6 protein-coding genes are annotated in these 12951 nt (G+C 63.6%); 1 reads left to right on the top strand and 5 read right to left on the bottom strand.

Annotated features, from left to right (window positions below; genetic code table 11):
- Nucleotides 1-19: 19 nt before the first annotated feature.
- From VFV96_13390 to VFV96_13380, 3 genes are all read right to left on the bottom strand, one after another.
- Nucleotides 20-1396, bottom strand: coding sequence for an SGNH/GDSL hydrolase family protein (locus VFV96_13390; protein HEU5071391.1), 1377 nt, complete (start codon nucleotides 1394-1396; stop codon nucleotides 20-22).
- A 51-nt stretch (nucleotides 1397-1447) separates the two neighbouring features.
- Nucleotides 1448-4957 (bottom strand): polysaccharide lyase family protein, encoded by a 3510-nt coding sequence (locus VFV96_13385; GenBank protein ID HEU5071390.1) that lies wholly within the window; start codon nucleotides 4955-4957, stop codon nucleotides 1448-1450.
- Nucleotides 4958-5092: 135 nt separating this feature from the next.
- The gene (locus tag VFV96_13380; protein ID HEU5071389.1) at nucleotides 5093-6073 is read right to left on the bottom strand and encodes a glycosyl hydrolase; all 981 of its coding nucleotides are present in this window, start codon (nucleotides 6071-6073) and stop codon (nucleotides 5093-5095) included.
- A 219-nt stretch (nucleotides 6074-6292) separates the two neighbouring features.
- Here VFV96_13380 and VFV96_13375 point away from each other — a divergent pair, with 219 nt between their 5' ends.
- Nucleotides 6293-9139, top strand: coding sequence for a PVC-type heme-binding CxxCH protein (locus tag VFV96_13375; protein ID HEU5071388.1), 2847 nt, complete (start codon nucleotides 6293-6295; stop codon nucleotides 9137-9139).
- Between the two features lie 34 nt (nucleotides 9140-9173).
- Here VFV96_13375 and VFV96_13370 read toward each other — a convergent pair whose 3' ends face one another.
- Nucleotides 9174-12077 (bottom strand): DUF2339 domain-containing protein, encoded by a 2904-nt coding sequence (locus tag VFV96_13370; GenBank protein HEU5071387.1) that lies wholly within the window; start codon nucleotides 12075-12077, stop codon nucleotides 9174-9176.
- Between the two features lie 16 nt (nucleotides 12078-12093).
- On the bottom strand, nucleotides 12094-12285 hold the full coding sequence (locus VFV96_13365; protein ID HEU5071386.1) for a hypothetical protein: 192 nt from the start codon (nucleotides 12283-12285) through the stop codon (nucleotides 12094-12096).
- Between the last annotated feature and the right edge of the window lie 666 nt (nucleotides 12286-12951).

Here is a 12951-nt window from a genome sequence, read left to right as displayed (position 1 = left end):
CGCTGTTTCAGAATTCGTTTTACTCGGCGGCCCGGATTTTGATGGTGTGCGTCACGGGCACGACCGCGTTGGCAACGGCCGCTGCCAGTGGAGCGCGCTCGGTCTCGGTGCGTTTCACCGCCGCTTCCATGTCCTGTTTGCCTTCCGCTCCATGGAAGATGCTCTTGATTTGCTTCGTCTCGTATTCCTGCTTGGCCTTGACGGCGGTGTCCACGCGATTGAAGGCGTCAGAGAACGGATTGACCGCGAAATCGGCCGCGAGGTTGACGCCCGCCGCGAGCTGCGCGCTGGTGTAAACCCGCGATTCTGTTCCCCACGTGACCTGATACTTTGGCGCCGTTCCGTTCTTCGCAACCAGCATCAGGCGGTTCAACTCCTGATTGAACGGCACGATTTCCATGCCCGAGCGGATGGAATTGTCGCTGTTCGTTTCACCCGTGGCGCAATATGGATACCGCGCGCTTGTCACGGTCAGTTCGCCATTTTGAAAGCTTTCGATGGTGTGGCCCGCGCTGGCTTCCGCCTGGTTGGCGGCCAGATCGACCGTGAAGGTGCCGATGTCGCCATCCAGACCGAGCGACCGCAGAAACGTGTAGGCCATCACCAAATGTCCCGCCCAGCCTGGATGCACGCCGTCATGGCCGGAAACCATGTAGGGCGCGTCCGCCGTGCCAAAGCGCTGCCGGGCCTCGTGGCCGGCCTTGAACATGGTCCAAAACACATCGGCAAAACGCGTGTCTTCATCCGCCGCGATCTCGATGTCGATGTCACGAAACGCGCACAGGCTGACGTTCAGCTCGTCCAGCGAATAGGCGTCGGACCTGGTCCAGCTTGGCACCTTGCCGACGCAGCCGGGCGCACCGAGCACCACCCGCGCGCCTTCGGCCTTGAGGCTGCGCACCACGGCCGTGTAATTCGCGCGATACCATTCGCTGTTCAGAAGGTCGAACGGACGATAGCGGAAGTCGTTCATGCCATAGGCGAGCGTGGCAACCGTCGGATGGAAGCGGAGACAGTCATTGGTCATGCGCTGGAGAAAGCCCTCCGCGGTTTCCCCGCTCCAACCGAACTGGCGCGTGGTGATTTTCAACTGCGGCACGCACACGGTCAGGTAATCCTCCATGATCCGCGAATACATCTTCTGCTCGGTGATCGAGTCGCCGATGATGGCCAGGCGGTCTCCCTCCTTGAGCAACAGCGGGCCGGGTTGCGGCGCGAGACACGGGTTGAATTTCAGGAAATATGGATCCTCCGGCTTGGGTTCATAGGTCGCAGGCGGGGGCACCGCGGCTGAGCGGCCGGCCAGCGCCAGGGTCGCGGTCACCGTCAGAACGGCGGCGACACGAGAGACAAGACGAAGCAGTTTGGATTTCAGGGGGGCTTGATTGGCGTGCATGCGCTGCATCCTGCCAGACGCCGCGCGTCATTCAAGAATTCACGCGCGCCTTCAGGGCGTCACTGCAAAGCGATAAAAACCCTGCGGCACGGTCGCGCCGCCCGCGTCGGTGAAGGTCAACACCGTGCCATCGCCGTCCTGGGCTGCGCCGACGTTCTGCCATTCGGGCGTCGCCAGCGACGCGGTGCGCTGCAATTGATAGCCGTGCCCCGCGTAGGATTGAACGCGCACTTCCAAATCCATCCCCACCAGCGCTAGTCCTGCCACGACCAGGTTGCTCCGATCGAGCACCACGCCGTTGTTGATGAAGTTCACCGGCAAACCAGGCGCGCCCGTCAGCAGGTCCAGCAGACCGTTGTTCACGAACACACCGCTCACCTGCAGGCCGCTGCCCACGAGACATTGCAGCGTGCCGTTGTTGGTCACGTTGCCAAAGATGGTCAATCGCCCCGGTGCGCCGCAGTCGGAAACCACCGTCCCATCGTTCAGCAAATTGCCATTGAGCGTGCCGCAGCCCGTCAAAAAGCCGCCCGCGTTGATCTGGACCGTATTGGCCGTGATCACGCCCGGCAAATCCAGCGTGGCGCCATTGGAAACCACGACGAGACTGTTGTTCGAAATCACGCCCACCACCTGCAACGTGCCGGCCGCCACGGCTGTCAAACCGGAATAGGTGTTGGTTCCGCTCAAGGTCCACCTGCCAGCACCGACTTTGGTGATCCCTGTGGCGCCCGTGCTGTCGCGAATGCTGCCGGCAAAGGTGGCGTCGTCGTTGCGTCCGCCCACGCGGAAGGTGGCGATGCGCCCGCCCACATCGGAGCCGGAGGCCAGCGACGTGTTCGCCGGACCGGCCAGCGACCCGATGGCAAACGTGGTCGAGCCGTAGAAATGATTGATGAGATAGAAGCTGACGCCCCCGGAAAGATTGATGGCTGCCGCGCGCAGGCCCGGATTCCCATTGGCAAAGCGCAGATCACCGCTGGTGTTGCGGGGGCTGACGTTGAGCAGGCCGTTGAACCCGGACCAGTCGCCACTGATCTGGCCGCGGACGTAATCCACCTTCAAATTCAAGGTGCCGGCACCGGTGAGCGAACCGCCAAGCCCGGCGCCGCCGATGCGTTGCGGGCAGAGAATCGTGCCGGATTCGCCCGCGGCCACAACCAGATGATTGGGCAGCGCGCCGTAGGCGGTCGTGCCGTTGTCCGGGATGCCGTAACCATTCAGTTGCAGCGTGCCGCCGGTGAACGTGATTGGCCCCACCCCGATGCCCGCGTTGCTGAGTTCGCCGGTGCCAAGTTGCAGGACGCCGTCATCCAAGGTCGTGCCACCGGTGAAGTTGTTGGTGCCGTTCAACACCAGCCGGTTCGTTCCAGTTTTGAACAACGTCATCGAGCCATCCAGCGAACCCGGACCGCCAAGGGTCCAGGTTTTGTTACCCGTCACGGTCAACAGGCCCGGCGACAGTGAACCGGTTTTCGTGACGGGAACACTGTTGTTGCCGCTGTCGTCGAATGCGACGTTGTCGCCATTTGTAAAAGTGGCCGGTGCGCCGTTCGAGGTGATGAGCCAGTTCAACGTGTTGGTGAGATCCCAGGTGTTGGCATTGCTGCCGCCCACCCAAGTGAGGCTGCGGCCCGAGGGCGGCGTCGGCGGAGCACCGGGCAATTCGAGGCTCACGTAGTCATACATGACATGCTGCGTGGCGCCACCGGTGCGCCGCTCGACCAGCGTGATGATATTGGTGCCCAGTTGCAGCGCCGACAGCGGAATGGTCACGTAATCCACGCCGTATTTGGCATGGATGCCTTCGCGGATGTGCGCGTTTCCGCCGGTCGGGCCGCCCAGGCAGGACGGATAAAAATCCGCAAGCGCGCTGCTCTCGTTGTTCACGAACACCTGCTCCGCCGCGGAATCGGCGCTGGCCCACGCAATCGTCAGCGTCGCGCTGCCGCTCGACGGCAGATTGGTCAGGGTGAAATGAATCCGCCACTTCCAACCGCTCCAAGTGCCGCCAGCCAGATAGCCGGGATGAACGTAGTTCCAGTCATTGGTCCAGTTGCTCGTGCCGACGAAGTATTCGAGCGGGTTCGACCATTCATTGGAAATCGTGTTCCACAGGAACGGATACCAATAATCGGTGTGGCCGTGACGAAACTCGGTTGCGGAACGATCCGGCACGCCAATCTCCCACGCGATTCGCCCGCCGGGATGCGGCACGGTCCACGTCACGTCACCGAGCGCGTTCGTCGCGCCGGCACTCACAACGACGTTCGGCTGCGAAAATTCGCCCACGGCGCCGTCGGTGAAGGCGTAAAGCGTGTAAATTCCGGGCCGCACCGCTGGAACCACAAAATGCCCCGCGGCATCCGGATGCGTCCAATACTGGTAATGTTTCGAGTCGAACTGCCAGTTGCTGGCCGGATCTGGCTGCGCCAGCCCGATCCAGGTGTTCGTGCCGGCGGCGAGCGATGGCTTGAGCGGATCGTTCACGCTGAACCGGCCCGAAACTGCACCGCGGGAAGCACCCACGGGATAATTCGTGTTGTCGCTCAGCCACGCGTAAGGCCACGCGGCAACCTCCGCCTGCACCTGCGCTCGGGCGTCCGCCCACAGGACGTCGCCCGCACCGGCGCCAGCCGCGGTCTGGTTGCAATAAAGCAGATACGGCCCATAGATTTTGGACCAGTTTTCCCCCGCCGCAACGCTCGTCCCGGAGCCGTTGTAATGATTACGGCCGAAATGAAGCAGATTGTAGGACTCAGCGAGCGTGAGGTCGTTCTTCGTCGGACCGTCGTTCAAATAATCACAGCCGCCGAGAACCACCCAGACGCCGACTCCGTTCGTATCGCTCGCGTGGCCCCAGCAGCCGATTTTCTGGTAGTCGGCCGAATACTCGTATTTGCAGTCGTATTGCCCCGCACGCAGACCGGTTGTCAGCAGCCCCACTTCAGCAATGCCAGTGGCGGCTTCCGCCGTAAAATCCTGGTAGGTGCCCCAATACCAGTTTCGCAGCGCATCGACGTAAATCCGTTCAAAGGTCCAGTCGGTTGAAGTGTGCGGCAGCTTCCAGACCAGGCGCCACTCGCCCACACCGGTCGCCGGATAGGTCTCCGGATGGCTTAAAACGGCGTAGCCGTAAAGGCCCGTGTCGCCGCGGCGCAGGACGTAATGCACGTCGATGTCGAACGCGTGAACGCGGTTGGTGTGGTCCGCCCAGGTCACCCGGCACGAAATGTCCACCATATCTGTGGTGTTCGTGGCGACGCGGTAAACGCAATTGGCCGGCTGCTCGTAGCTCGTGCCGCCGTCCATGCTGTAATAAATCAGCCCGCTGGCATCCAGCATCTGCCGGCCGTTGAACAAATACGAGGTGACCTTGGCGTTGTTGGTGGCAATGGTCGCGGAGATGATGCCGTTAGCCAGAATGACATTCCCGCCGCTGCTGGTGAGCGTGACGTTGGCGCCGACGCCGTTCGCCCCGCCGCCGGGGTCGTTGGCCAGCGCCAGCGAGCCCGCCAGGGCAAAAGCGATCCCCGCCATGAGCCGCCGCAAGGAAATCATGCCGCGAGCTTACGGGAAACCCGTCCGCCGGGCGCCTCGCCAGTTTTGGGGACACGCGCGGTTTCGCCAGCGCTGTGAAGAAGCGCGGGCAGCGGACAAACCGGCCCGGGTGCGGCGCAGTGTGCGTCCTGGAACTCAGCGGCCGCCGATCAACTTGATCCACGTCGGCACGTCACGGTTGCAGGACAGGCGGCCCTTCTTGTAGCGAAGTTCGGCCACTTGAATCGAACTGCGCCGCTGCTCGAAGCCATCCTTGTCAGCGTCGGGCCCGCGCCGTCCCGGATGCGTGAAGTAGAACAGGTAGGCATGGCCGCCACTGACCACCACGTCGGGATGGCCGCCCTTCACCTGGTCATCCGTGCCGACGCCCGGGGCTTCCAGCAGGTTGCCGCCCTTTTGCCGCCGCCAGTTGACCGCGTCCTCGGAGCGATACACGGCGAGGCCGTTCCAGACATCCGTGAGCATCCAATAATAATCATGCCAGCGAAACACCTTCGGCCCTTCGCCGGGCTGATCTCCCACCGCCTTGCCCTTGTCCTCCCACGTGACGAGATCGCGCGAGTCCGCACAGTAAATGGATTTGTGGTCACGTTCGTTGTTATACCACATGCGCCACGTGAGGTTCGGCAACTGAATGATGCATGGGTCAATCACGCGATCCGAGGCCAGCGTGAGCGGCTGGGCGTTCGACCATTGCAACAGGTTGCGACTGGTCAGGTGCACGATGGTCCGCGGATGATCCCAGTCCGTGAAGATGCCCGGCACCACGGTCAGCAGCATGTGGTGCAGGCCGTCGGCGGACGTGAACACTTCGGGCGCCCATTCCGTCACCGCGTTGCCGCCGAATTCCGGCGGCAGATCGATTTGCGCCGTGCTGACGTAACGCCAGTGCGCGCCGCCATCCACCGACTCGGCAATGCCGATCCGGGTGCCGTGCACCCAGGACACGCCCGGCGCATTGGTCGCGTCAGCCCGCCGGTTGGTATAGAACATCCACCAGCGTTTCAGGTGGGGATTCCAGATCACGGTGGGATCGGCCGCCCCATCGTGAACCGGGTCGCGAAACAACGGCTTGTCCGCCACCCGGTCCGGGTTCGCTCCAAAAGCGGTGCTCACGAAAAAGGTAACCAAGGCGAATAACAAAACATTTTTCATTTGCCCCGAACTTGCCTTGGACCCGGCCGCGCATCAAGTCGCCTTCGCAGGATAACGTGCACCGGTTCTGCCCGGGCCGCGCCAAAATGAGGTCAGCAACGGGCCTCGCATTTTTTGATTGGCCGGCCGGGCCGCCCGGGCCAGCATTTGGTGATGTCCTACCGGGTGATTCAGTGTGTTGTGGCATGGGTTGCGCTTGGCCTGTGCCTGACGATGCGGACGATGGGCGCGGACGCCGCGTCCACGAACACCGCAACGTTGGGGACCAACGCCCCCGTGATGGCCACCGCCACTTCAGCGCCGAAGCCGGCCGCCAATTCCCCGCGTCCATCGTTCAGCGCCGACGTCACCAACGTGTTTCGCACCATGACGCTCACGCCGGGGTTTCGTCTGCAACTGGCCGCGGCGGACCCAATGATCACCGCCCCGGTCGCGATGGCCTTCGATTCGGGCGGTCGATTGTTTGTGGCCGAACTCGTGGTGGGCAGTGAAAACGGCCAGATCAAGATGCTCGAGGACACCGATGGCGACGGCGTGTTTGACCAGGCCACGGTGTTCGCCACCGACGTGCCCCGGCCGACGGGGCTGCTTTGTTACAGCGGCGGCGTGTTTGTGGCGGGCCCGCGGCAAATTCTCTTTCTCTCCGGCGCAAACGGGACAGGCGCGACCGCCCTGCGCCGGGAGGTGTATGGCGGATTTGAGCCGACGAACGGACCTGTGCGCATAGGCGCCGGCTTGAACAGCCTCACTTGGGGCCCGGATAATTGGGTCCATGTGGCCGCCGCCAACGTCACCGGCTCGCTTTCCTGCCTGGCCGTTCCGTCGATGCCCGGCGTGCCGCTGCGCGGCAATGATTTTGCCTTCAACCCGCGCACGCTCGCGGCACGCATTGAACCCGGCGGCGAAAGCCGCGGCCTGGCGTTTGACAACGACGGCCGGCGCTTTACCTGCTCCGCCGCGCGGCCGATGCAATTCACGGTCTGCGATCCGGCGCGCGCGAGTCGCAATCCGCTGTTCATCTGGCCGCGCCTGACCGAAGAACTGCCTTCGCCGGATGCCGGCCTGCGCTTCCAGTCCGCCGCCGGCCTGTTGATTTATCGCGGCGGAAGTTTGCCCACGAACAGCATCAACGACGTGTTCCTGGCCGATCCGGAACAACGCGTTGTGCTCCGGCTGCATCTCCGGACCGACGGGCTGGTTCCCGGATTGGAACGTCCGCCCGGCAAGGCGGGTTGCGTTTTGCTCAGCTCGCGCGATGCAACCTTCCGCCCGGTGCAGGTCATCGCCGGGCCGGACGGTTCGCTTTACGTGGCGGACGTCGCGCAGGAACGGCTTGACCAGACCCGCACCGCCGGCCGCATCTGGCGCATTTCGCCGGATAGCCTGAAACCGCGGAAAATTCCCGATTTCAACGACTACACTTCCGCCGAACTGGCCCCCCTGCTGGCCAGCCCGAACGGCTGGGTGCGCGACACCGCGGCGCGGCTGTTGTTCGAGCGAAACGACACAAACATCGTCCGCGACCTGGCGAAGCAACTGCCCCGCGCCAAGCTGCCGTTCGCCCGGCAGCAAACGCTCAACACGCTGGCCGGCCTGGGCGCGCTGACCGAAGCGGACGTCATCACGGCTATGAACGATCCGGCCGTGGTGGTGCGGGAACGGGCCGTGCAACTCGCGGAATGGTTTGTGCGCAACGACGACGTTTCCCCGGCGCTTTGGCGGGCGCTCGACGCCGCCGCGAACGATGCCTCGGTGCGGGTCCAGTTTCAGGCGGCGTTCACGCTGGGGCGGTTGAACCGTCCGCAGGTTCCGCCCCGCCTCGCGAACATCGTGCGCAACGCCGCACCCGACAATCGCGCGGTTCAGTTCGCCGTTCTGACCTCGGCGGCCTATCGCGCGGACCAAATTTTCATGAGCCTCGTGAACGACCAGCCGCTCCGCCGCAGCGACGCCGGCTGGCAGTTCCTGCAAAACCTGGCGACGCTGACCGGCGAAGAATCCAGTCAGGGCCTTGATGATGTTCTGATCGCCATCGAGCGCTCCAATTTGGGGACCACCGATGCTTTTACCCTGGCGCGGGCCGTGGGCCAAGGGCTGGCCAACAATGGCCGGACGTTCGTCGGCGCGGCGCCCCGCGGAACATGGCGGGCATTTGGCGACCGGGCCTTGACGCTGGGCGTTGACGGCAACAACACCAATCTGCGCGCGGAAGCCATCCGGTTCCTGGGCGTGAGCGGTTACAGTTCGCGCGAGATCGGCGACTGGTTGCTGGCACTGATGGTGCCCGGCGAACCGCCGGCCGTGCAGGTGGCGGCCGTCGAATCCCTGGCGCGCTTCCCCGATCCGCTCATCACCACGGCCTTCATCCAGCGCTGGCCGTCGTTGAGCGCCGCGGCCCAGCGCGCCATTCTGGATCGTCTGCTGGGCCGTTACGACCGGACGCTGGCGCTGATGACCGCGCTCGAACAAAACCAGATTCCGCGAGGCGCGTTGTCCGACGTGCAGGTGAATTTCCTCCGGTTTCACAACGATTCGAGCACGGCCGCCCGGGCGCTGCGTTTGTTCGGCCCGGCCAACGGCGCCCACCTCGCCGAACAATTCGCAAAGGTGCTGCCGGCCAGGGGCACCGCGGTGCACGGCCGCGCACTCTTTCTGGCGCGGTGCGCGAACTGTCACGAGTTTAACGGCGAAGGACGGGCGTTTGGTCCGGGCCTGGAGGCCGCCGCGGACCGGGGGCGCCCGCAGTTGTTGCAGGACATTCTCGAACCGAACCACGAAATTACCGGGGGTTACGAAACGCAGGTGCTGCAACGCACGGACGACCAGTTGATCTTCGGCCTCATCACCAAGTCCGGCGAGGACAGCTACGTGGTGCGCACGCCGAGCACCGCCCCGCTCTTCCTGCCACGCACCCAGGTCGAGGGCGTTTATCCGCAGAAATGGTCACTGATGCCGGAGGACGCCGCCGCCGGATTGTCGCCCGCGGACCTTGCCGATTTGCTGGAATACCTGACGGCGCCGCGTTGATTCCTGGCGCGCCGACAGGAAGCATTGTCCGGTTTCACAGCCACTGGCGGATGCGTTCCTGGTATTTGTTATAAATGAATCCAAGCACGAGCAGGACCAGCCCCAGTGCGAAGAAGCTCAGGATGCGGTAGAGCGTTTCCAGCCGCCAGACATCGAAGATCACCACGCGTCCGACCGCAGCGCCCACAATGCCGAGCCCCAGCCAGCGATAGAGACGTTCGCGACGCGCCACGCCCAGCGCGAGCAGGAGGAACGCGAACACCGACCAGCTCGCCGTCAGGTAAAACCCGCTGAAGCCCTGCATCACCCATTGCGTCGCCAGCCACCAGAGCGAAGTGCCCGCAGCCAGAATGACAAACGTGTGAACTGCGGCCGGTAGCGCATAACGCTCCGCCTGCCGGCGGGCCACCTGTTGCTCGACCATCCATGCCCCAATCGCGAGCGCATCGGGCAAATAAACCGCGTGGCCAACTACCAGCGCATGGCCGAGCACTGCCAGCGAACATGCGTTCAGCACGGCGCTGAACCCGAGCCATTCGCGACGGTTGCGGCCGCCCGCCCAACCGAAGGCCACCGCGCCGGCCGCGGCCAAACTGGCCGCCAGTTGCCGCTCCGGCACGTAAGCGAAAAGCCACCACACGACCAATCCCATGGCGCCCCGGCCATACATCACCGCCATCTGGCGCACCCAGTCCGCCACTGGATGACCTTCCGGTTGGGCCGCGGCCCAGATTTTTCCGCCGCGACCAAGCACGGCCAGCGTTGCGAGCGGCACGAGTCCCGTCAGCCATGTGACCTGCTCCGGCCCGGCGTGAATGAGCCAGACGCCGGTGCCGACGGCCGCAAAGGATTGCGCCACCGCGGCCAGCGCGCCATTGCGCGTCGCCGCGCCGTAACCGGTCATCGCCAGGCCCAAGCCGCTGCCGACCAACACCCAGTCCCGCGCGTTCAACCTGGGTTCCAGCCAGCTCCCGATGAGCATTACCAGCATCAGCGAGAAGCCAAGTTGGCCGGTCATGCGCAATGGGCGCGGACATTCGATGCGGGTTTGTCGTTGCCACCAGTGCACTAGCACCAGGGCCGGACCGGCAACGCCAACCAGCGACCACCACGCCGCGGAACCGCCGCCCAGCGGCTGACGCACGACGAAGTCCAGCGCGCCGACGGGCAGGAGCAGTTGGGCGAGCAGGCTGAACTCCCGGAGCCTCGCCCGCTGCAGACCGCAGGACAGGACCACGGCCAGCACCGCGAACGCCACCGGACGCACTTCGACCACCACATTCTGCCACAGGGCAAAGCTCCACACGATCAACGCCAGCAGGCTGAAATACGTGGGCGCCGTCCGCATGAGCCGGGGCGAGACCGATTGCCCGCGCGCGTGGGACCAGAAACCGTTCCAGGCCAGCAACCCGCCCACGCCCGCGCCGAGCCACGCGCCGCTCGCGGATTGCGGTTCCATTCCGTCAATCACCCAGAGCGTGGCGAGCGCCGCTGAAACGCAGGCGCTCGTGCGCAGAATGAGGTTGCGATTGAACGTGCCCGCCATCCACAACGCCGCGCTTTCCAGCGCCAGCACCAGCGCCAGGTGCAGCCCGCTGAATTTGGCAATGAACCCAACGGTCACGAGCAACAGCCCTTGCGTAAGATAGGTGTTTGCCGCCAGCGGTTCCTCCCGCAGCCGCAACCGCGCCAGCACGCTCGCGCCCGACAGCACCGCGCCGTAGCCCAGGCAGAATCGCCAGAAGCCGCCGCTGTGCACCTGCCACATGGTAAGCAGGAACAGCGCAAAGAATGCCCCGTTGTTCAACGTCGCAAACGAGGCGCGATTGACGCCGGCAAACTGTTCGTGGCGCGACAGAAAGACTGCGGCCGTGAAGATGAGCCAGTAAGCCGCGAGAAAATACACCCCCGTCCACAAGCCCGCCTCCGGTCCGGCCCACTGCCAGCCCCCGTCGCCGTGAAACCGCCAGAAGCCGTAGCTTGCATAGGTCGCCACGAGGCTCCCGAACGACAGCATCGCCCAGCGATTGCGCACGAGGAAGAACAACACGGCCGTCGTCAGCACGAGGTTGGAATACAGCGTAAAATGGCCGGCATGCGTAATTACCGACGAGTAATAGGCCAGCCCGACCGCGAACACCGCCAGCACCTCGGATTTTTTGCGGTCCGCCGTCCAGGCCATGTATCCCGTCCAGCCCAGCAGCAGCGCGCCATCCAGCGTCGCACTGGCAATGATCTGCAGATTGGGAAAGTGGTGCGCCGCGTAAGTGGTAAAATAGACCGCCGCCAGTCCGCCCGCGAACAGCACCTGCGCGTAGTTGCGCAGGGACTCCTTGGCTGCGCGCCGTTGCCACCACGCGCCGCAACCAAGCAAGGCGCCGCTCGCGAGATATAACAGCGAGACTTTTCCAACCGGGCCCAGCTGGCCGATGAAATTCTGGTAGGCATACGTGCCAAAGAACACCAGCGCCGTCAGCATCGCCACAATGCCAATGCGCACGAGCCAATACGTGCCCAGACGCAACTCAAAGGACTCGGACGGCTTGGACAAGGCTGGCGCCGCAACCGGTGGCGGCACCAGCGGCGTGAACGTCACGGGCGGCCGCATTGCTGATGACGGAATTGCAGATTGCGGTTTGAAAGTTGCCGGCTGGCTCTGCGCGATGAGTGGTTGGATGTTGCGGCCTTCCGGCGGCGTGGCGGCCACCGTGTTCAGAACCGGCGGCACAGTCATGGGCGCGTTCACTCCCGGCACCCGCCCTGCGGCGGCAGATGGACCCGCTTCCGGCCCGACGGGTTTGGGCCCCTCCATCCGCGCCTCCTCTGCGAGCCGTTGCTCCAGTGCGTCGATGCGAGTGCCGAGCAAATCCACCGCTTGAAGCAGATGGGCCTGCCGCTCTTTGAGCCGATCCAGTTCCGTGTGGAGCGCGGGATTCATGGTCGGAGGGGCGCGTTCAACGTTCGACCAACCGGATCCCGCTGGCCATCTGAGCGGACGCGAAGCCATTCGGATTGGTGACCAGACTGCCGCCGCCAGAATAATGGTGGCCCAAACGCCCGCCCAAAATGGCCAGCGCACCGATGGCTAGGACAACGGCAACCTGTTGCAGCGATTTGATGGTCCGCACCTGCGTCTTTGTATTCATGGGCGCAGCTTAGCGGGCGGGCAGTTCGGACCGTTAATTGATAAACTTGGCCGGCCATTGGTTTTGCCAATGGCGCCAAACTTCACAAAGGGAGCCCGCGATTCATGACATGGTTAATCGCGCCCGGATATCCGACTCGCAGGTTGCGGGGCATGCCGCATACCTAAATCCCGCCGCCTTTGTGTCAACAGTGAGGACTGCCCCCTTTAACTGACCCCTTTATGCCAAAGACTTTTGAATAATTCGTCTAACCTGCCGGGCAATCGGTGCAAGGGTGGTCAATCATCTGCTGGTTCGGTGACGAGCTACTCAAGGTGCCGCCGTGACACCCAGAAAAGTCGCCACATGTCCCATTGATGTAGGTGTTGATTGTTACATTATTTGTAACGGCCTGACCCGGAGTTCGGCTGCCACTACCAGCAACGCATTGTTTTGCCACGGGATCGGTCCAACTTGCGCAGTCCCCGTCCCAAGCGCACACACGATATGGGGGCTGCTCGTCGTATTCACAAATGACAGCGTAAGCTAGTGTGGTGAGCGATTAGTTCGCTTACAAAGTGTGGCGACGCGATCGAGAATGAGTTCGGCGGTGGCGGTCCAAACAAAGGGCTTTGGCTTCTGGTTGTTGGCCGCGATGTAATCGTCAATGGCCGCAATGAGTTCGTC

Source organism: Verrucomicrobiia bacterium (assembly GCA_035765895.1).
In the GTDB taxonomy this organism is placed as follows: domain Bacteria; phylum Verrucomicrobiota; class Verrucomicrobiia; order Limisphaerales; family DSYF01; genus DSYF01.
Note: the sequence above shows the minus strand (reverse complement) of the source record. Positions and strands in the feature narration are given on the sequence as shown.